This is a genomic window from Nonomuraea sp. B19D2, from assembly GCF_040137845.1.
GTDB lineage: Bacteria > Actinomycetota > Actinomycetes > Streptosporangiales > Streptosporangiaceae > Nonomuraea.
On sequence record NZ_JBEFAK010000041.1, the window covers coordinates 1 to 19,124 of the forward strand.

Genomic DNA, 19,124 nt, shown 5'->3' on the forward strand with positions numbered 1-19,124 from the left:
CGCTTCCCCCCGGGGGGATGGATGCCCTCAGGGGTGGTAGCGCTCTGGGGCAGATGCGTTCAGCGTGGTGACGCTCAGGGATGGATGCGTTCAGCGGTGAAGACGTCCGACAGGAACGCCGTCAGGGCCGCGGTCACCTCCTCCGGCCGTTCGAGCGGCGGCAGATGCCCCGTGTCGGGAAGGTCGAGGCGGCGGGCACCGAGCTGCGGACGCGTGCCCGGGCCTGGTCCAGCATCTCCTGCGGCCACTGGTGTCCGGCCAGGCCGGAGCCGATGAGCGCGAGCGCGACAACCCGGGAGGGGGCGGCCAGCGCGGCCTCGGTCGCGTACGCGCCGCCCATCGAGCTGCCCGCCAGCGCCGCCCGCTCGACCCCCAGCACGTCCATGACGGCGAGCAGGTCCTCGTGGTGGCACACCTCGCCCTCGGCGTCGCCGGAGCGGCCGTGGCCCCGCGCGTCGTAGCGGATGACGCGGTGGTGCTCCGACAGGGCCTGGAACTGGTGCTCCCACAGACGCATGTCGGCCCCCGAGCCGTGCACCAGCACCACGGTGCCCGCGGGCGCCGCGGGACCGGCCTCCTCGTACGCGATCTCGACATCGTCAATGCTGATCACGGCAGCACGCTACTGCGGGGCGGGGCCGGGGGAGGCGGCTGTTCGCCGGGGGCGCAGTCTGTACGCGCGGGAGCGCCTAGGATTGGCCGAGGTCGGGTACGGGTTGCTGCTCACCACCTTCGGTGTGGGCGGCCTGGTGGGGACGGGGATCGCGGCACGTACTGGCCGGCCGCCCTGGTCGTGGCGGCCGCCGCGACCGCCGCCTGGCGTGCCCTCGCCCTCGCCCGACGAATCGACTGAGGTAGACATGCTCCCCGACGAACTCAGAGCCGCCCTGGACAAGGCCGTGTCCGGCTACTCGCCCCAAGACCTGTCCGACTCCGTCGCGCGCCTCACAGAGAGCTACCGCACGGGCACGAGGGGAGGCGCCCACATCAGGTCCCGGGCCGACATCGCGGCCTACGCCGCCTACCGGATGCCCGCCACCTACGCCGCCGCCGCCACGGCCATGCGCCAGGCCGCCACCCTGACCCCGGGCTTCCGGCCCAGGACCCACCTCGACGTCGGCGGGGGCACCGGGGCGGCGATCTGGGCGGCGGACCAGACCTGGGGCTCCATCGAGCAGGTCACCGTCATTGAACACGACCCGCACATCATCGACCTGGGCAAACGCCTCGCCCGTACGTCCGAGTCGCTTCGTGGGGCCACCTGGCGGCAGGCGTCGGTCCGCCCCGGCCTCGACCGGCCGCCGGCCGACCTGGTGACCATGTCGTACGCGCTGGGCGAGCTGCCCCGGGCCGAGCGCCGGGAGGTCGTCGGCTGGCTGGCCGCGGACGCCGCCATGGTGATCGTCGTCGAGCCCGGCACCCCGGCGGGCTACGCCACCCTCGCCGAGGCCAGGGAGGTCCTGGCCGCCCGCGGCCTGACCATCGTCGCGCCCTGCCCCCACGACGGCCGCTGCCCGATCGTGCCGGGACGCGACTGGTGCCACTTCTCCGTCAGGCTCCCCAGGAGCTCACTGCACCGGCGGATCAAGGCGGGCACGCTCAGCTTCGAGGACGAGAAGTTCTCGTACGTGGCCGCCACGACGGCCCCGGCGGAGCGGGCCGCCGCCCGGATCCTGCGCCACCCGGTCAAGCGCAAGGGCGTGGTGTCCCTGCGCCTGTGCACCGGTGAGGACGCGGTCAGCGACGTGATCGTGTCCAAACGGCAGGGCGACCTCTACCGCGCCGCCCGGGACGCCGACTGGGGCGACGCCTGGCCGCGTACGGAATGAGACGCCGGTCACATTCGCGTCCGGCGTCTTCCGGCCCCTCGGGTGCGCCATCCTTGGAGGATGTGGACGACTGACCTCCTTCATTCCCTCTATGCCAGGCGCCTGCGCCGCCAGGTCACGGGCGGGCCGCTGCCCCGCCACGTCGGCCTGATCATCGACGGCAACCGGCGCTGGGCCAGGAAGCAGGGCCTGCCCAGCCCGAGCATCGGCCACAAGTACGGCGCCGAGCACATCGAGCACGTGCTGTCGTGGTGCGAGGGCCTGGGCGTCCAGCACGTCACCGTGTTCCTGTGCTCGACGGAGAACCTCGAGCGCCGCGGCGACGAGGAGGTCGCCTACCTGCTGCAGGTGATCGAACAGATGGTCGCCGACCGGTTCGACCGGCCCGACGCCCGCTGGCGCGTCCACGTCGCGGGCATGCTCGACATGCTGCCCGACACCACCGCCCGCGCGCTCAAGAGCGCCGTCGAGGCGACCCGCACGTGCGAGACCGGCTTCCACCTCACCCTGGCCATCGGGTACGGCGGCCGCCAGGAGGTCATCGACGCCCTGCGCGAACTGATGTACGAGCGGGCCGAGGCCGGCCAGTCCATGGTGGAGCTGGCCTCGACGTTGAGCGTGGACGACATCGCGCCCCACCTGTACACGGCTGGCCAGCCCGACCCCGACCTGGTCATCCGCACCAGCGGCGAGCAGCGCCTGTCCAACTTCCTGCTCTGGCAGTCCGCCTACTCCGAGCTGTACTTCTGCGAGGCGTACTGGCCCGCCTTCCGCGAGATCGACTTCCTGCGCGCGCTGCGCAGCTTCGCCGCCCGGCAGCGCCGGTTCGGAGGCTGAGATGCTGGAGCTTTTCGACCGGCAGATGCGGCGGGAGGCCGGTCCCGACGGGCCGGACTCCAGGATCGAGCGGGCTGGGAACGTGCTACGTCAGGTGGGGCCCGAGCACGGCTGGAACGGCGTCCTCTGGTCCGACCTCGACGAGCGGAGCGCGGACGCGGCCATCGCCGAGCAGGTGCGGTACTTCGGGGAGCTGGGCCGGGCGTTCGAATGGAAGCTGTACGGTCACGACCGGCCCGCCGACCTCGACCGGCGCCTCCTGGCGGCCGGTTTCACCCCAGAACCCGCCGAGACGCTGATGGTGGCCGAGGTCGCGCGCCTGCCGGTGGCGGGGGAACCGCCCGAGGGCGTGCGGCTGGTCCCGGTGACCGGCCCGGACGACGTGGAGCTGGTGGCCGAGGTGCATGAGCGCGCCTTCGGCATGACCCGCGACCGCATCAGGGAACGCCTGCTCGACCAGCTGGCCTCCGGCGACCTCATCGCCGTCCTCGCCATGGCCGGCGACGTGCCCGTCAGCGCGGCCCGCATGGATCTGCACCCGGGCACCCGGTTCGCGAGCCTGTGGGGCGGCGGCACCGTACCGGAATGGCGGGGGCGGGGCGTCTACCGCGCGCTGGTCGCCCACCGGGCCCGCGAGGCGGCCGCGCGCGGCTACGACCATCTCCAGGTGGACGCCTCCAGCCAGAGCCGTCCCATCCTGCTGCGGCTGGGGTTCGAGGCGCTCACCACGACCACGCCGTACGTCCACGAGTGAGTACCCTTGACGGGGCCGCACCTTCCACGATCGGAGTCCAGCACGTTGCCCGGAACCCACCCCCGCGAGCTCGGCCTGCTGGCCGACTGCGAGAGCTGCTTCGGGCTGTGCTGCGTCGCGCTGCCGTTCTCGGCCTCGGCCGACTTCGCCACCGACAAGGACGCCGGGCAGCCCTGCCGCAACCTGCGCGACGACTTCCGCTGCTCCATCCACTCGCAGCTCAGGGAGCGCGGCTTCCCGGGCTGCACCGTCTTCGACTGCTTCGGGGCGGGGCAGAAGGTCTCCCAGGTCACCTTCGGCGGCACGAGCTGGCGGGAGGCTCCGGGCACGGCCCGGCAGATGTACGCCGTGTTCCCCGTCATGCGGCAGCTGCACGAGCTGCTGTGGTACCTGGCCGAGGCGCTCACCCTGGAGCCCGCCCGGGCCGTCCACGCCGAGCTGGCGCAGGCCCTCGCCGAGACCGAGCGGCTCACCCGGGAGAGCGCCGACGTGCTGGTGAAGCTGGGCGTCGAGCCGCACCGGGCGGAGGTCAACGCGCTGCTGCTGCGTGCGAGCGAGCTGGTCAGGGGCGGGCGCAAGGGCAAGGACCGCAGGGGAGCCGACCTGATCGGAGCCCGGCTGGCGGGCGCCGACCTGCGGGCGGCGAACCTGCGGGGGGCCTATTTGATCGGCGCCGACCTCCGGGGCGCCGACCTGCGGGAGTCCGACCTGATCGGCGCCGACCTCCGGGGCGCGGACCTGTCGGGCGCCGACCTCACCGGCAGCATCTTCCTCACCCAGGCCCAGCTCAACGCCGCCAAGGGCGACGCCGCCACCCGCCTGCCCGCCACGTCCCTCACCCGCCCCGCGCACTGGCCCGCCACCCGCCACGAGGGGGCGCCTCGAGGGACGGGTACCGGGCGCGGTGCGGGCTCGGCGCGAAACGCCGGTTCCGGGCGCGGCGCGGGTTCTGGGCGTCGCGCGGATTCGGGGCGCGGCGCCGGATCCGGCCAGCGTCAGCGCCGCCGCTGACGCCCCCGGCCGAGGTGGCCGTGGCGACCTCGGCCAGGCCTGGTCAGGAGGGCGCGGTCGTGTCGCCGAGCGACTCCAGCAGCTCGCGCAGCCCATGCGCGAGCGCGTCCCGGCCCTCCTTCGGCAGGGCTGAGAGCACCCGCTCCTCGGTCGCCAAGTGGTCCGGCAGCGCCCCGTCGATCAGGGCGCGTCCCTCGTCGGTGAGCGTCACGTAGACGCCGCGCCCGTCCACGTCGCTGGGCGTGCGGGTCACCAGGCCCCTGGACTCCAGGCGGTCGAGCCGCTGCGTGACCGCCCCCGAGGTGACCATGGACGCGCGCATCAGCTCGGCAGGGGTCAGCCGGTGCGGGGGGTCGCTGCGGCGCAAGGTGGCCAGCACGTCGAAGGACGCCGAATCCAGCCCGTGCGCGGTGAACGTACGGCGCAGCTCGGCGTCGATCAGCCGCGTCACCCGCGACAGCCGCCCGATCACCGCCATCGGGGAGACGTCCAGGTCGGGACGCTGGGCGGCCCATTGCTCGATGATGAAGTCGACGTGATCAGCCACCATCCCAGACTACAGATGTCTTAGCGGTGAGGTAAATCACGTGGCGAGTAGCTTAGTGCTGAGCTACTTTGTCTTAGTGCTAAGAAATCAAACGGGAACCGTCCTGCTGACCGCGCTGACCCCCGCCATATGGGGCACCACGTACCTCGTCACCACCGAGCTGCTGCCGCCCGGCCGCCCCCTGCTGGCCGCCGTGATCCGCGCCCTGCCCGCCGGGCTGCTGCTCGTCGCCGTCACCCGGAGCCTGCCCAAGGGCGTCTGGTGGTGGCGCGCCCTGGTGCTCGGGGCGCTGAACATCGGGGTGTTCTTCGCGCTGCTGTTCGTGGGGGCGTACCGGCTGCCGGGCGGGGTGGCCGCGACCGTGGGGGCCATCCAGCCCCTGCTGGTCGCCCTGCTGTCCGCCGGGCTGCTCGGTGAACGCCTGACCCCGCGCACGGTGGTGGCCGCCGTGGCGGGCGTCGCCGGGGTGAGCCTGCTCGTGCTGCGGGCCGACGCCCGGCTGGACGCCGTCGGAGTGGCCGCCGCGCTCGGCGGCGCGGCCGTGATGGCGCTGGGAGTCGTGCTGAGCAAGCGGTGGCAGTCGCCCGCGCCGCTGCTGGCCACCACCGGCTGGCAGCTCGTGGCCGGAGGTCTGCTGCTGCTGCCCGTCGCGCTCCTCGTCGAAGGCGCGCCGCCGGCCGCCCTGACCACCGCCAACCTCGCCGGGTACGCCTACCTCACCGTCATCGGATCCGCACTCGCCTACGCGCTGTGGTTCCGTGGGCTGCGGCTGCTGACTGCTACCAAGGTCACCTTCCTGGGCCTGCTCAGCCCGGTCGTCGCGACCGCGCTCGGCTGGCTCGTCCTCGGCCAGGAGCTCGCCCCTGCCCAGGCGCTCGGCGCGGTCGTGGTCCTGGCCGCCCTCGTCGCGGCCCAGTTCCAGCCCGCCCGCAGGTTGACCGCGACGCCCCGCGTCCTGGTCGGAAAGGAATCCTGACATGCGCACAAGGCGCTGCCGGCCGGGGCGGCGGCCGACACCTCAGGCGGACTTCTCGCGGCGCTCCCCGTCGCCGTGGTCGCGGGGCACCAGGGTCGGGTTGACGTGGTCGAGCACCGTCTCGCGGGTGACCACGACGCGGGCCACGTCGTCCCGGCCCGGCACCTCGTACATCACGTTGAGCAGCACCTCTTCGAGGATCGCGCGCACGGCCCTGGCGCCCGTGCGGCGCAGCAGCGCCTGCTCGGCGACGGCGGCCACGGCCCCCTCGTCGAACTCCAGCTCCACCCCGTCGAGCTCGAACAGCCGCCGGTACTGCCTGATCAGCGCGTTGCGCGGCTCGGTGAGCACCCGCATCAGCGCCGCGTGATCCAGCGGCCGCAGGGCCGTCACCACCGGCAGCCTCCCGGCGAGCTCGGGGATCAGCCCGTACGCCACCAGGTCCTGCGGCATCACCTGGGACAGCAGCTCCCCCTCCGCCGAGCGCGGCCCGGCGCCGAACCCGGCGCGCCTGCGCATGACCCGCCGCCCGATGGTCTCCTCGAGGCCCTCGAACGCGCCGCCCGCGATGAACAGCACGTTCGTCGTGTCGATCTGCAGGAAGTCCTGGTGCGGATGTTTCCTGCCGCCCTGCGGCGGCACGCTCGCGACCGTGCCCTCGAGGATCTTCAGCAGCGCCTGCTGCACGCCCTCGCCGGAGACGTCGCGGGTGATCGACGGGTTGTCGCCCTTGCGGGCGATCTTGTCGATCTCGTCGATGTAGACGATCCCGGTCTCGGCCCTCGCGATGTCGAAGCCGGCCGCCTGGATGAGCTTGAGCAGCAGGTTCTCGACGTCGTCGCCGACGTACCCGGCCTCGGTGAGCGCGGTGGCGTCGGCGATGGCGAACGGCACGTCCAGCATCCGCGCGAGCGTCTGCACCAGGTGCGTCTTGCCGCTGCCCGTGGGGCCGACCAGCAGCACGTTCGACTTGCCGAGCTCTACCTCGTCCGAGGGTGCCCGCAGCCGTTTGCAGTGGTTGTAGACCGCGACCGCGAGGGCCCGCTTCGCCTCCTCCTGGCCGACCACGTACTGGTCGAGGAACGCGTGGATCTCTCGCGGCCTGGGCGGCTCAGGGCGGGACTCCGCGCGCTCGTCCGCGGCCACCATCTCGGTGCAGAGCACTACGCATTCGTCGCAGATGTAGACCGAAGGCGGGCCCGCGATGAGCTTGCGCACGTCCTGCTGGCCCTTCCCGCAGAACGAGCAGCGCAGCCCGCCGTCCTTGCCGGCGCGCGCCATCTCAGAGGGTGACGGGCAGCGCCGTCAGGCGCCAGGTGCCCGGGTCGGGGGTGTGCTCGATCTCCCCGGCGAGCGCCAGCTCGGGGAAGCGGCGCAGCAGGGCGCCGATCGCGATCCCGGTCTGCGCGCGGGCCAGCGACGCGCCGACGCAGAAGTGCGGCCCGTGCGCGAACCCGAGATGCGGCGACGGCTCCCGTCGGATGTCGAGCCGGTCCGGCTCGTCGAAGGCGCGCGGGTCGCGGTTGGCGGAGGCGATCGAGGCCGTGACCGGCACGCCCTTGGGGATGGGCACGCCGCCGATCTCGACGTCCTCCGTGGTGAAGCGGGGGATGGTCAGCAGCTGCGGCCCCCACCAGCGCGTCAGCTCCTCCACCGCCCGCGGCATCAGGGCGGGCTCGGCGCGCAGCGCGGCGAGCTGATCGGGGTGGGAGAGCAGGGTGGCGACGGCGTTGGCGATGAGGTTCGTGGGCGTCTGACCGGCCAGGACGAGCGTCCAGACCATGGTGACCAGCTCGGTGTCGGAGAGGCGGTCGCCGTCCTCCTCCATGACTCGGGCGAGGTCGGAGATCAGGTCCTCGCCGGGCTCCTCCCGGCCCTTGGCGACCGCGGCCTCGGCGCCTTCGAGGATGCGCGGGATGGCGTCCGCGAAGCCCGCGCCGTGCCCGGCCACGACCGCGGCGCCGTACTCGCGCCACTTGGGCCGGTCGGCGACGGGGATGCCCACCATCTCGCAGATCACCTCGATCGGCAGCGGGCGGGCGAAGTCCGCCAGCAGATCCGGTCGCGCGGGCAGCTCGTCCAGCAGGCGCTCGACGATCGCCGCCATCCGCGGCCCGAACTCCGCCGCCCTGCGCGGCGTGAACGCGGGCGCGACCAGTCTGCGCAGCCGGGCGTGCTCGGCGCCGTTCATCTCGGACATGGTCCGCATGTACGGCAGGCAGTGCTCCGGCACGTCGGGCCGCTGGTAACTGTGCTCGTTGGTGGCCAGTCGCGGGTCGCTCAGCATCGCCCTGGCCTCCGCATGCCGCGTCACCGCCCAGAACGGCCCGAACCCCGGGGCCAGCAGCCGCGCCACCGGCGACCGCTCCCTGGCGCCGGTGTACGCCGTGAAGGGGTCGCGCAGCACGGCGGGATCGGTCAGGTCGATCTCGGGCACGTCGGTCATCGCCGCTCCTGTCAATCCGGATGATGACATCATCTGAATGTTCACGGTATCCGGTTCTGTGGGCGAACGGCAACGCGGGCGACGATGGCCGGGTGTGGCCACGGGAGTTCGGGCCGGGACGGAACCGGCGGGCGGGCGAGCGCGGTCCAAGGTATGGGCGACGTTCAGCCGGCGCCGCACCGAGCGCCCGGCTGACGCCGTGGACGGCCCTTCCCGTCCGCGGACGCGCTGAACGTCGCCCCCCGCCAAGCCGGGACGGTTCCTGTCAGCCCACGGTGCCGTCCAGCACGCGCTCCAGGAAGCCGTCCAGGTTCGCGGCCGCCCGTACGATCCGCTCCTCGACCGAGAGCGACTCGAACCGCGTGCCCAGCTCTGTCTGCTTCTTGTCCCGCACATAGAGCGAGCAGGCCAGGTCGGCGCACATGTAGGCGCCGACCGTGTTGCCCTGACGGCCGGCGGCACCGACCCTGGGCGCGGCGAACAGCGCGACCCCGGTGCCCGCGTGCGGCGTCACACAGACCGAGCAGAGGGTGGACTTGGTGAAGCTCCTGCGCACCTCCTGCGCCGGACGCAGTGACACGCCGACCAGCTCGCCGCCGCGCTCGGCCACCAGATAGGCCCGCTCCGGCGCCCCCGGGTCGCGCCAGCCCAGGAAGTCGAGGTCGGGCCAGGGCGACTCGGCCAGGCCGCGCGGGAGGTTGAGCCTGCGGGCCTCGCCCTTGGAGCAGTTGACGAAAGACGTGCGGATGTCGTGCTCAGTGATCGGATTCATGATCGTTTCCTGGGGGTCGTTCGGAAACCTGCCAATGCCGCAGCGCGTTGTCGAGCGCGTCGAGGATCTTCGTCCAGGACGCCTGGAGGTCACGCGCGTGGTGGAACCCGCCGCCCGCCTCCAGCCCGAAGAAGCCCTGGTACGTGCTGCGCAGCAGGCGGATGGCGTCGGTCAGGTCGGGCTCGGGCAGCCCGTACGCGCTCAGGTGCGCGTACGTGACGGCCATGATGCGCTGATGCCCCTGGGACGCGGCCACGACGGCCGGGTCCACGGGCATCTGGGTGGCCTGGTAGCGGCCGGGACGGGTCAGCGCGAAGTCGCGCCAGGCGTTGGCGAACCCGGTCAGCGACTCCTTGCCCGCCCGCCCCGCCGTCGCGTCGGCGAGCCGGTCGGCCAGCTCGCGTGCGGCCAGGACGGCCACGCGGGTGCGCAGGTCCTGGAGGTTCCTGACGTGCGAGTAGAGGCTCGCGTCCTTCACCCCGAACCTGCGTGCCAGCGCGGACACGGTGATGTTGTCGAACCCGACCTCGTCGGCCAGATCCGCGGCCGCCTCGGTCACCCGATCCGCTGTCAGCCCGGCACGTGCCATGGGCACCTCCATCTAAACTAGGGCTCCTAGTGTCAATCCTAGAGCATCTAGGTTTGCGGCCGGTGCTACGGTCGCCGGATGAGCAGACGAGTGCCGCTGACCGGCGGCGAAAAAGAGAGCCTGCACGCCAGCCTCGACCGCCACCGCGACGCCGTGCTGTGGAAGGTCGAGGGGCTCGACGAGGAGCAGGCCAGGCGCCCCATGACACCGTCGGGCACGAGCCTGCTCGGCCTGGTCAAGCACCTGGCCGCGGTGGAGTACGGATGGTTCTGCCAGACGTTCGGGCGGGAGGTGGAGCCGCTGTGGTTCGCGCCGGAGGAGGACATGGAGATCCGGCCCGAGGAGAGCGCCGAGCAGATCGTCGCCTTCTACCGGCGCGCGCGAGCCGCCGCCGACCGCGCGATCAACGCCCTGGACCTGGAGACGACGGGCACGTCATGGGCGGGGGAGACGGTGAGCATGCGGTGGGTGCTCATCCACATGATCGAGGACACGGCGCGGCACGCGGGCCACATGGACATCCTGCGCGAGCTCATCGACGGCGCCGTCGGCGACCACCGCCCCGCCTGAGGCGTCACAGGGCGGCCGGCAGGACCGGCCGTCCCCGCACCCCGGGGTCGGCGGCGAAGACGGCGCCCGCCTCCGGCTGCTCGGCGCGGTCAACGCCGAGGGCCGAGGTGGTGATGAACAGCCGGTCGAGGCTCTCGCCGCCGAACGTCACCGCCGTGACCTTCCGTACGGGCAGGCTGATGACGGCGTCGAGCCGGCCGTCCGCGTCGTAGCGGTGCACGGCCCCGCCCTGCCACAACGCCACCCACACCCCGCCCTCGGCGTCGACGGTCAGCCCGTCGGGGGCCCCTTGCCCGGGATCGACGACGGCGAACGGGCGGCGCCCGCTCAGCCCGCCCTCGGCGTCGTAGTCGAGCACGTCGACCCGGCCGGTCCTGGTGTCGGCATAGTAGGCCAGGGTGCCGTCCGGGCTGAAGTCGAAGCCGTTCGAGATCGTCACCTCGGGCAGCACCACCCGCAGCCCGCCGCCGGGTTCGGCCACGTAGAACGACCCGCGGCCCGGGCTCTCGTCGTAGGCCATGCTTCCGATGTAGAAGCGGCCGTCGGGGTCGCATCCGCCGTCGTTCATCCGGACGGCGGGGTCGGTCCAGGCCTCGCCCAGGGAGCGCAGCGGGGCGTCCAGGTCGTCGGTGTCGGACAGCAGCAACTCGCGCTCGGCGGCGACGACATAGCCGCCGGACACGCGCGGCCGTACGGCAGCGGCCACCTTGCCCACGCGGCGGCGGCGCACCTTGCCCTGGGCGTCGAGCGCGAGCACCGCACCGGCCAGCATGTCCACCCAGCGCAGCCCGCCCCAGCGGCTCGACCAGACGGGACTTTCACCGTGCTCGGCGACGGGGTCGGTCACGGTGTACGGGGCGATGCTCATGCCGCTCTCCTGGGGTCGCAGGGTCGTGATCCAGACTCTAACGGCAGTCGCCTGGTACCGGCCGGGGTGCACGGGTGCCCCGCAGGAGCGGGCGAAAGGGCTCTGGTACGCTCTCGGGACGTTCGTCCTGAGGAGGTGAGACCCATCAACGCTGTGTCAGATTGGGTGCTCCCTCCCCGTGACCGGGGCTAGGTGATCGCGGGAGCGCCCATGGGCGTCCCGAAAGGCTGTCATGTCGGTTTTTTCGTCATCTGTCCCTATCCTCGTCACCAGGCTGCGCGCCGCCGGCTGCGTGTTCGCCGAGGACGAGGCCCAACTGCTCGTCTCCACCGCCGCCACCCCTGATGAGCTCGCCGCCATGGTCGAGCGGCGGGTGGCCGGCGAGCCCCTCGAATACGTCCTCGGCTGGGCCGAGTTCTGCGGGCTGCGGGTGGCCGTGGCGCCCGGGGTGTTCGTGCCCAGGCCGCGCACCGAGTTCCTCATCCAGGAGGCCGTCGCGCTGGCCCGCCGGGTCGCCGGGACGCCGGTCGTGCTCGACCTGTGCTGCGGCACCGGCGCGATGGGGGCGGCGCTGGCCGCGGAGCTGGAGCGGGCCGAGCTGCACGCCACCGACCTCGACCCCGCCGCCGTGCGCTGCGCCCGGCGCAACCTCGGCGCCGGCCACGTCTACGAGGGCGATCTGTACGAGCCGCTGCCCGCCTCGTTGCGGGGCCGGGTGGACATCGTGATCGCGAGCCCCCCGTACGTCCCCTCGGAATCGGTCGCGCTGCTGCCTGCCGAGGCCCGGCTGCACGAGCCGCTCGTCGCGCTCGACGGCGGGGGCGACGGGCTCGACGTCGTGCGGCGGGTGATCGCCGGAGCGCCGCAGTGGCTCGCGCCCGGCGGCCACCTGCTGGTCGAGACCAGCGAGCGGCAGGCGGCCGCGACCGCCGAGACCGTCGCCCGCGCGGGGCTGGCCGCCCGCGTGGCGAGCTCGGCGGAACTGGACGCCACGGCGGTCATCGGCACCCGTCCTCAGCGGCGTGGCTTCAGCGGGGCGGCGGCTCCAGCGGCGCCGCCCGCGTGAATAACGCGCGCTTTTCTTGGAATGATTTGACCCTTTTGATGGGCGGCGTGCCGTTATTTGTCCGTGGACTTCGCCGGTGATCCGCGCTTTCATTTTCTCCGTCGGTTCCGGTCCTTGGGAATTGTGGGGATCATATGGCTCGTGCGCGGAGAACAATGGAAATCGCCGTCGTGTTCGCGATGGTGGCGGGCGCCGCCCCGCCCGCTTCGGCGGCGCGGGCGGAGCCCGTGCGCATCACGCGCTTTCTCGGGGAGCAGCGGTTGCCGCACCTGATGCGGTTCGAGGAGACCACCGTGGGCGGGCTGTCGGGCATCGACCGCGACCCGGCCACCGGCACGTGGTACTTCGTCTCCGACGACCGGTGGCGCTACAACCCCGCCCGCTTCTACACGGGCCTGCTGGACATCGACCGGGAGACGGGGGAGTTCACCGGCGTGCGGCTGACCGGGGTCACGACGCTGACCAGGGCCGACGGCACGCCGTACCCGGCATACGGCAAGCCGGGGTCGGCCGATCCCGAGTCGATCAGGTACGACCCGTGGCGGCGGCAGCTGCTGTGGGGAGACGAAGGAGACAGGCCGGACACCAGGAGTCCGACCATTCCGATTTCCCCCTCCGGGGTGCGATCGGCGGACATTCAGGGGCGTAATGTCGGCGAATTGCGCGTGCCCGCGAATTTGCGGCTGACGGACACCGAGAGCGGGCCGCGGCGTAATTTCGGTTTCGAGGGGCTGGCCGTCACCGCACGCGGGATCGCCGCCGTCACCGAGGGCCCCCGCTACGAGGACGGGCCGGTGCCCACGGTGGAGCGCGGCGCGCCCGCGCGGCTGACCGTGTGGAGCCGCAGGGGCTCCGTGCGCGGCCAGTACGCCTACCCGCTCGACCCGCTGCCCGTCGCGCCGATCCCGCCCGACGGGGCGGCCGACACCGGGGTGTCGGAGATCCTGGCCATCGACGACCACCGCTACCTGGCGCTCGAGCGGTCCTGGATCCAGGGCGTGGACTACCGGGTGAAGCTCTACGAGATCGACCTGCGTGCCGCCACCAACGTGCTGAACAGGGACGACCTGTCGCAGGGCGGGCCGTACCGGCCGGTGACCAAGCGGCTGGTCCGCGACCTCGGCGCATTCCGGCCGCCGGTCCAGAACCTGGAGAGCATGGCCTGGGGGCCGCGCCTGGCAAGCGGCGAGTGCACGCTCGTGATCGGCTCGGACGACAACTTCGACCAGCGCGAGACGACCAAGTTCCTGGCCTTCGGCGCGACGGGCTGCCCCTGACCGAGCGCCGCCTCAAGGCGGCGGCCGCGCGCGTCCGGCCGGCTCAGGCGAGGGCTGGCCGGGGCGTGCGTGGGTAGCGTCCGGGTGTGGGCACCTTCGGCCTGACCAGGCCCCCGCGTGCCCGTGGGGTGGCGATGAACGCCTGGACGCTCGTGTACGACGGCCTCGACCCCGCAGGGGAGGGGCTGCGGGAGACATTGTGCACGCTCGGCAACGGCAGATTTGCCACCCGGGGCGCCACCCCCGACGGCGAGTACCGCACGCCGGGCACCTACGTGGCGGGCTGCTACGACCGGCTCGACTCCGTGATCGCCGGGCGCACCGTGACGAACGAGGACATCGTCAACATGCCCGACTGGCTGCCGCTGACGTTCGCGACGCCGGGGTCCAAATGGTTCCGGCCCGAGCGGGCCGAGCTGGCGGCGTACCGGCACGAGCTCGATCTGCGGCATGGCGTGCTGGTGCGCGAGCTGCGCTGGCGCGACGGCGAGGGCCGCATCACGCGGGTACGGCAGCGCCGCCTGGTGTCCATGGCGGACCCGTACCTGGCGGCACTGGAGACCACGTTCACCGCAGAGAACTGGGCGGGGCCGATGCGCGTGCGCGCCACGCTGGACGGGCGGGTCTCGAACCGGGGCGTGGCCCGCTACCGCGCCCTGCGCGGCGACCACCTGACCGGGCACGCCGCCGGCTCCGAGGACGACCTGGCCTGGCTGACGGCGAGCACCTGCTGCTCGGCCATCGACGTGGCCCTGGCCGCCAGGATCGACACCGGCGCGCCGGGCGCGCGACCGTCTCCCGGCCCCGACTACGTGTCCTCCGACCACGTGCTCCACCTGGCCCGGGGCGAGCCCGCGACGCTCACCAAGATCGTGGCGCTGACGACCTCGCGCGACCCGGCCACCCACGACCCCCGCTCGTCGGCGCTCAGGCACGTGCGCCGCGCACCCCGCTTCGAGGACCTGCTGGCCCGCCACCGCGCCGCATGGGAGGGGCTGTGGCGGCGCGCCCGGCTCGACGTGGGCGGCCCCAGGCTGTCCAGGACCGTCCACCTGCACATCTTCCACCTGCTTCAGACGCTCTCGCCGCACACCGCCGACCTCGACGCGGGCGTGCCCGCCCGCGGCCTGCACGGGGAGGCGTACCGGGGACACGTGTTCTGGGACGAGCTGTTCGTGCAGCCGTGGATGAGCCTGCGCTTCCCCGAGATCTCGCTCGGCCTGCTGCGCTACCGCTGGCGGCGGCTGCCCGAGGCCAGGGACGCCGCCAGGGAGGCCGGGTACGACGGTGCGATGTTCCCGTGGCAGAGCGGCAGCGACGGCCGCGAGGAGACCCCGACCCTCCACCTCAACCCCATCTCGGGACGCTGGCTGCCCGACCACACCCGGCTGCAGCGCCACGTCGGCCTGGCCATCGCCTACAACGTGTGGCAGCACTACCTGGCCACCGGCTCCATGCCGCAGTGGTGCGCGGAGCTGCTGCTCGACATCGCCAGGTTCTTCGCCTCGCTGGCCGTGCGGTACGGCGACCGGTACGAGATCCGCGGTGTCATGGGGCCCGACGAGTACCACGACAGCTACCCGGGCGCCGCCGTGCCGGGGCTGGCCAACAACGCGTACACGAACGTCATGACCGTGTGGCTGCTGATGCGCGCCCGCGAAACCGCCGCGCTGGCGCCCGGCCTGGCGCCCGCCCCCGCGGAGCTGGCCCGCTGGGACGACATCAGCCGCCGGCTGCGGGTGGACTTCCACGACGGCGTGATCAGCCAGTTCACCGGGTACGCGGAACTGCTGGAGCTCGACTGGGGGCGCTACCGCGGCGTGCGACGCCTGGACCGGGCGCTGGAGGCCGGCGGCGACGACGTCAACCGCTACAAGGCCTCCAAGCAGGCCGACACGCTCATGCTCTGCTACCTGCTGACCGGCGCCGAGCTGCTCGCCATCCTGGAACGCCTCGGCTACCAGGTCGAACGCGACCTGATCCCCCGTACGGTCTCCTACTACCTGGACCGCACCAGCCACGGCTCGACCCTCAGCGCCGTCGTGCACGCCTGGGTGCTGGCACGGTCGAACCGCGCGCAGTCCTGGAGGTTCTTCACCGAGGCCCTCTACAGCGACATCAAGGACGTCCAGGGCGGCACCACCCCGGAGGGCATCCACCTGGGCGCCATGGGCGGCACGCTCGACCTCCTCCAACGCTGCTACCTCGGCATGGAGCTGCGCCCCGACGGGCTCCGGCTGGACCCGCTGCTGCCCGGCCGGCTCGGCGTGCTGTCCATGCCGATCTGCTACCACGGGCGCCAGATATTCATCGACGCCGACCACCACGAGGCACGCGTGAACGGCACCGCGCGCCGTACCTATACGCGAGGAGACGCCATCATGACCCGCACAGGGGATCTCGGACGCCGCATCATCCATTACCGCGAACGCCTCGGCCTGACCCGCGAGCAGGTCGCCGAGCACGCGGACATGTCGCCCGGCTACCTCCAATACCTGGAGGAGAACCCCGACATGCCCGACACCGGAGCCCTCTACCGCCTGGCCGACGCCCTGCAGACCACGGTGCACGAACTGCTGGGCGGCGACCGGGACCGCCCGCCCGGCCACGGGCCCGCCATGGCCAACCCGACGCTGGAGGTGCTGGACCGGGAGCAGTGCCTGCGGCTGATCGAGCCGGGCGGGATCGGGCGGGTCGCGTTCTACGGCTCGCAGGGGCCGATGGTGCTGCCCGTCAACTACAAGATGCACCACGGCGCGATCGTCTTCCGCACGGCCTCGGGCGGCTCGATGGACCGGGACCTCCGTACGGGGCTGGAAGGAGTGGACATCAAGATCGCCTTCGAGATCGACCAGATCGACGAGACCAACCGCGAGGGGTGGAGCGTCCTGGTGCAGGGGCCCGCCCACCATGTGGCGCCGGACGAGATGGGCGATGTGGCCGACGCGGGCGTCACGCCGTGGGCGGGCGGCGAGCGCCACCTCTACATCCGGATCGTCCCGGCCCAGATCGCGGGCCACCGCATCCACTGCATCTAGCGGCCCGCCGTGGCGCTCCCGCCGGGCCGCTGCCGGAGATCGACCCCTGACGAAAAGGCCATGTCAGAGAGGCGGCCGGCGGGGTACTTCCTTCTGCAGTGGGCATGATCGCACTGCCAGGAGGCGCCATATGAAACCCCTCGCCCGGCATGTCCTGCCGGTGCTGGTCGTGCTCGGGCTGGCCGCCGCCGGCTGCGGGGACGCCGGAGCACAGCGAGCCACGACCACCGCCACCGCCCCGACCAACGCCACGGTCTCCACCAGCACCACCATGTCGCCGCCCGCGCCCACCGCCTCGCCCACCGGATCGACGGGCGCGTCCCGCCCCCGCGACGGCCTGGTCGCCGGTCGCTACCAGCCGCTGTGGCCGTTCTCCAACCCGGACGAGGTGGCGGCGTGGCGGCGCGCGTACCGCAAGGACGGCCGTCAGGCGTGGCACCTCGACGCGCGCCGTACCGCGCTCGCCTTCACCCGCGACTACCTCGGCTTCGCCGAGATCGACCGGGTCGCCAAGACCGTCGAGCAGGGCGCCCACGCGCGGGTGCACGTCGCCTACCGCGGCGAGGAGGGGCCGCGACCGCTGGTCGCGGCCGTCGTGCACCTGGTCAGGTACGGCTCGGGCAGGGACGCCCCCTGGGAGGTGGTCGGCACGGACGACACCTCGCTCTCGCTCACCAGGCCCGGATACGGCGCCGCCGTGCGGTCCCCGCTGACCGTGGGAGGGCGGATCTCGGGCGTGGACGAGAGCATCAGGGTCCAGGTGCGCCGGCCGGGCTCGGCCTCGCCGGTGGGGGAGACGTGCTGCGTGAGCGCCGGAGGGAACAACTCGCCGTGGTCGGCCCGGGTCTCCTTCACGGCGCCGCCGGGCCGGACGCTGACCATCGTGGCCTCCACCGGCGGACATCTGGCGGCCGTCGAACGCTTCGCGGTGACCGGCGTGACCCTCGCAATGTCCTGAATGCGCGGCTCGCGACCCGCTAGTTTATGAACGAGCATTCGTTAACTGTCGGGAGGCACCAGCATGGGCAGGCCGCGTACGACCAGCGACGAGGCGATCCTCCAGGCCACCGCCCGCGCGCTGGGCCGGCACGGCCCTCAGGGGCTCACGCTGGCCGCCGTCGCCCAGGAGGCCGGGCTGTCCCCGGCCACGCTGGTGCAGCGGTTCGGGTCGAAGCGGGGGCTGCTGCTGGCGTTCGCGGCGCACTCCGCCGAGACCGCCGGCCTGCCGTTCCAGCGGGCCCGCCAGGAGCACGACTCGCCCCTGGAGGCGCTGCGGGCCGCCCTCGTCAGCCTCTCGCAAGGCGTGGCGACGCCCGAGGAACTGGCCAACAGCCTCGGCTTCCTGCAACTCGACCTGACCGACCCCGAGTTCCGCGAGCACGCCGCCGCCCACGCCCGCCGCACGTGCGACGAGATCTCGGGCCTGCTGGCCGAGGCGGTGGCGGCGGAGGAGCTGGCGGGCCGGCCGGACGTCCCCAGGCTGGCCCGCGCGGTCCAGGTGACCTACAACGGCGTGCTCATCCTGTGGGCGCTGACCGGCGGCAGGCCGCTGCCCGACGCGATGCGCGAGGCCCTCGACGAGACACTGCGGCCCCACGAGACGAGGTGCTCATGAGCGAACTGGAGAACGCCTCGCCGGAGAGCGGGTCGCTGGCCGAGCTCGCCAGGAGGTACGGGCTGCGCCCCGCCATCGCGCGGCCAAGGCTCCCCGTGTACGCGCGCCAGTTGTGGGAGCGGCGGCATTTCGTCCTGACGTACGCGACCTCGCGCAACGTCTCCAAATACTCGGGCTCGGCTTTGGGGCAGCTCTGGCAGGTCATCACCCCGCTGCTGAACGCGGCCATCTACTACGTGATGTTCGGTCTCATCCTGGGCGGCAGCAAGAACGTGCACAACTACCCGGCGTTCCTGCTCACCGGGATGTTCGTCTTCACGTACACGCAGCGGACCGTCACCGCGGGCGCCAAGTCGATCTCCGGGAACCTGTCGCTGATCCGCGCCCTGCACTTCCCGCGGGCGTCGCTGCCGCTGGCGTACACGATCCAGGAGCTGCAGCAGCTGGCCATCTCCATGGGCGTGCTGCTGCTGATCGTGCTGCTCACCGGGGAGCCGCTCACGTGGTTCTGGCTGATGATGCCGATCGTGCTGCTGCTGCAGACGTCGTTCAACATCGGGGCCGGGCTGGTGCTCGCCAGGGTGGGCGCCTCGCTGCGCGACCTGAACCAGCTGCTGCCGTTCATCATGCGCACGTGGCTGTACGCGTCCGGGGTGTTCTTCGCCATCCACGACAAAGTCGTCAACAGCGCAGGCCTGCCGGAATGGGTGGCCACGGTGATGTACCTGAACCCGGCGGCCTCCTACATCGAGTGGATGCGTGACCTCCTCATCGAGAGCCACGACCCGCCGCGGACGGTGTGGGTGTCGTGCGTGTTCTGGGCGGTGTTCGCGCTGATCGTCGGGTTCTGGTACTTCTGGTGGGCTGAAGACCGTTACGGGCGAGGCTGAGCGGACCGGAAGTGAAACGAGGGCCGCGAGCAACGGATG

The 19,124-nt window shown here is 72.5% G+C and carries 18 protein-coding genes and 1 pseudogene; 12 read left to right on the plus strand and 7 right to left on the minus strand.

Going from position 1 to position 19,124, the window contains the following annotated elements; translation table 11 throughout:
- Nucleotides 1-133: 133 nt before the first annotated feature.
- Nucleotides 134-613 carry an alpha/beta fold hydrolase gene (locus ABN273_RS45370; protein WP_349455787.1) on the minus strand — a complete coding sequence of 160 codons (480 nt, stop codon included), beginning with the start codon at nt 611-613 and terminating at the stop codon, nt 134-136.
- 82 nt (nt 614-695) lie between these two features.
- Between ABN273_RS45370 and ABN273_RS45375 the strand changes: the two genes are divergently transcribed.
- The 4 genes and pseudogenes from ABN273_RS45375 to ABN273_RS45390 all read left to right on the plus strand — a co-directional run.
- The gene (locus tag ABN273_RS45375) at nt 696-1,829 is read left to right on the plus strand and encodes a small ribosomal subunit Rsm22 family protein (protein ID WP_349455788.1); all 1,134 of its coding nucleotides are present in this window, start codon (nt 696-698) and stop codon (nt 1,827-1,829) included.
- Between the two features lie 60 nt (nt 1,830-1,889).
- The gene (gene uppS / locus ABN273_RS45380; protein WP_349455789.1) at nt 1,890-2,666 is read left to right on the plus strand and encodes a polyprenyl diphosphate synthase; all 777 of its coding nucleotides are present in this window, start codon (nt 1,890-1,892) and stop codon (nt 2,664-2,666) included.
- Between the two features lies 1 nt (nt 2,667).
- Complete coding sequence (locus ABN273_RS45385) at nt 2,668-3,420, plus strand: GNAT family N-acetyltransferase (RefSeq protein ID WP_349455790.1); 753 nt, start codon at nt 2,668-2,670, stop codon at nt 3,418-3,420.
- A 75-nt stretch (nt 3,421-3,495) separates the two neighbouring features.
- Nucleotides 3,496-4,275, plus strand: a pseudogene (locus tag ABN273_RS45390) (pentapeptide repeat-containing protein); the annotation flags it as partial.
- Nucleotides 4,276-4,474: 199 nt separating this feature from the next.
- On the opposite strand, the gene ABN273_RS45395 reads toward ABN273_RS45390, so the two are convergent.
- Entirely contained in the window at nt 4,475-4,981 is a 507-nt protein-coding gene (locus ABN273_RS45395) for a MarR family winged helix-turn-helix transcriptional regulator (RefSeq protein ID WP_349455791.1), read from the minus strand.
- A 73-nt stretch (nt 4,982-5,054) separates the two neighbouring features.
- Here ABN273_RS45395 and ABN273_RS45400 point away from each other — a divergent pair, with 73 nt between their 5' ends.
- Complete coding sequence (locus tag ABN273_RS45400; protein WP_349455792.1) at nt 5,055-5,954, plus strand: EamA family transporter; 900 nt, start codon at nt 5,055-5,057, stop codon at nt 5,952-5,954.
- Nucleotides 5,955-5,996: 42 nt separating this feature from the next.
- On the opposite strand, the gene clpX is transcribed toward ABN273_RS45400, so the two are convergent.
- The 4 genes from clpX to ABN273_RS45420 form a co-directional block, all read right to left on the minus strand.
- Nucleotides 5,997-7,235, minus strand: a complete 1,239-nt coding sequence (gene clpX / locus ABN273_RS45405) for an ATP-dependent Clp protease ATP-binding subunit ClpX (RefSeq protein WP_349455793.1) — start codon at nt 7,233-7,235, stop codon at nt 5,997-5,999.
- Between the two features lies 1 nt (nt 7,236).
- Nucleotides 7,237-8,400 carry a cytochrome P450 family protein gene (locus ABN273_RS45410; protein WP_349455794.1) on the minus strand — a complete coding sequence of 388 codons (1,164 nt, stop codon included), beginning with the start codon at nt 8,398-8,400 and terminating at the stop codon, nt 7,237-7,239.
- A 265-nt stretch (nt 8,401-8,665) separates the two neighbouring features.
- Nucleotides 8,666-9,172 carry an FBP domain-containing protein gene (locus ABN273_RS45415; RefSeq protein ID WP_349455796.1) on the minus strand — a complete coding sequence of 169 codons (507 nt, stop codon included), beginning with the start codon at nt 9,170-9,172 and terminating at the stop codon, nt 8,666-8,668.
- Nucleotides 9,156-9,761, minus strand: coding sequence for a TetR/AcrR family transcriptional regulator (locus tag ABN273_RS45420; RefSeq protein WP_349455797.1), 606 nt, complete (start codon nt 9,759-9,761; stop codon nt 9,156-9,158). The genes ABN273_RS45415 and ABN273_RS45420 overlap by 17 nt, the downstream gene beginning before the upstream one ends.
- A 78-nt stretch (nt 9,762-9,839) precedes the next feature.
- Between ABN273_RS45420 and ABN273_RS45425 the strand changes: the two genes are divergently transcribed.
- Entirely contained in the window at nt 9,840-10,331 is a 492-nt protein-coding gene (locus tag ABN273_RS45425) for a DinB family protein (protein WP_349455798.1), read from the plus strand.
- 4 nt (nt 10,332-10,335) lie between these two features.
- Here the strand turns inward: ABN273_RS45425 and ABN273_RS45430 are convergent, their stop codons facing one another.
- Entirely contained in the window at nt 10,336-11,199 is an 864-nt protein-coding gene (locus ABN273_RS45430; protein WP_349455799.1) for an SMP-30/gluconolactonase/LRE family protein, read from the minus strand.
- Nucleotides 11,200-11,431: 232 nt separating this feature from the next.
- Here ABN273_RS45430 and ABN273_RS45435 point away from each other — a divergent pair, with 232 nt between their 5' ends.
- The 6 genes from ABN273_RS45435 to ABN273_RS45460 all read left to right on the plus strand — a co-directional run bounded on the left by ABN273_RS45435 (nt 11,432) and on the right by ABN273_RS45460 (nt 19,085).
- Nucleotides 11,432-12,265: a putative protein N(5)-glutamine methyltransferase gene (locus tag ABN273_RS45435; RefSeq protein ID WP_349455800.1), complete on the plus strand. Its 834-nt coding sequence runs from the start codon at nt 11,432-11,434 to the stop codon at nt 12,263-12,265.
- Nucleotides 12,266-12,420: 155 nt separating this feature from the next.
- The gene (locus ABN273_RS45440; protein WP_349455801.1) at nt 12,421-13,542 is read left to right on the plus strand and encodes an esterase-like activity of phytase family protein; all 1,122 of its coding nucleotides are present in this window, start codon (nt 12,421-12,423) and stop codon (nt 13,540-13,542) included.
- Nucleotides 13,543-13,628: 86 nt separating this feature from the next.
- Complete coding sequence (locus ABN273_RS45445) at nt 13,629-16,580, plus strand: pyridoxamine 5'-phosphate oxidase family protein (protein WP_349455802.1); 2,952 nt, start codon at nt 13,629-13,631, stop codon at nt 16,578-16,580.
- 130 nt (nt 16,581-16,710) lie between these two features.
- Entirely contained in the window at nt 16,711-17,538 is an 828-nt protein-coding gene (locus ABN273_RS45450) for a hypothetical protein (protein ID WP_349455803.1), read from the plus strand.
- Between the two features lie 63 nt (nt 17,539-17,601).
- Complete coding sequence (locus ABN273_RS45455) at nt 17,602-18,195, plus strand: TetR/AcrR family transcriptional regulator (RefSeq protein ID WP_349455804.1); 594 nt, start codon at nt 17,602-17,604, stop codon at nt 18,193-18,195.
- Nucleotides 18,192-19,085, plus strand: a complete 894-nt coding sequence (locus tag ABN273_RS45460; RefSeq protein ID WP_349455805.1) for an ABC transporter permease — start codon at nt 18,192-18,194, stop codon at nt 19,083-19,085. The genes ABN273_RS45455 and ABN273_RS45460 overlap by 4 nt, the downstream gene beginning before the upstream one ends.
- Nucleotides 19,086-19,124 lie beyond the last annotated feature (39 nt).

Bases quoted from the DNA above. Each gene is read 5' to 3' on its own strand.
- uppS (WP_349455789.1), top strand. From the start codon at position 1,890: ATGTGGACGACTGACCTCCTTCATTCCCTCTATGCCAGGCGCCTGCGC.
- ABN273_RS45385 (WP_349455790.1), top strand. From the start codon at position 2,668: ATGCTGGAGCTTTTCGACCGGCAGATGCGGCGGGAGGCCGGTCCCGAC.
- ABN273_RS45395 (WP_349455791.1), bottom strand. From the start codon at position 4,981: ATGGTGGCTGATCACGTCGACTTCATCATCGAGCAATGGGCCGCCCAG.
- clpX (WP_349455793.1), bottom strand. From the start codon at position 7,235: ATGGCGCGCGCCGGCAAGGACGGCGGGCTGCGCTGCTCGTTCTGCGGG.
- ABN273_RS45410 (WP_349455794.1), bottom strand. From the start codon at position 8,400: ATGACCGACGTGCCCGAGATCGACCTGACCGATCCCGCCGTGCTGCGC.
- ABN273_RS45415 (WP_349455796.1), bottom strand. From the start codon at position 9,172: ATGAATCCGATCACTGAGCACGACATCCGCACGTCTTTCGTCAACTGC.
- ABN273_RS45420 (WP_349455797.1), bottom strand. From the start codon at position 9,761: ATGGCACGTGCCGGGCTGACAGCGGATCGGGTGACCGAGGCGGCCGCG.
- ABN273_RS45425 (WP_349455798.1), top strand. From the start codon at position 9,840: ATGAGCAGACGAGTGCCGCTGACCGGCGGCGAAAAAGAGAGCCTGCAC.
- ABN273_RS45430 (WP_349455799.1), bottom strand. From the start codon at position 11,199: ATGAGCATCGCCCCGTACACCGTGACCGACCCCGTCGCCGAGCACGGT.
- ABN273_RS45435 (WP_349455800.1), top strand. From the start codon at position 11,432: ATGTCGGTTTTTTCGTCATCTGTCCCTATCCTCGTCACCAGGCTGCGC.
- ABN273_RS45440 (WP_349455801.1), top strand. From the start codon at position 12,421: ATGGAAATCGCCGTCGTGTTCGCGATGGTGGCGGGCGCCGCCCCGCCC.
- ABN273_RS45450 (WP_349455803.1), top strand. From the start codon at position 16,711: ATGAAACCCCTCGCCCGGCATGTCCTGCCGGTGCTGGTCGTGCTCGGG.
- ABN273_RS45455 (WP_349455804.1), top strand. From the start codon at position 17,602: ATGGGCAGGCCGCGTACGACCAGCGACGAGGCGATCCTCCAGGCCACC.
- ABN273_RS45460 (WP_349455805.1), top strand. From the start codon at position 18,192: ATGAGCGAACTGGAGAACGCCTCGCCGGAGAGCGGGTCGCTGGCCGAG.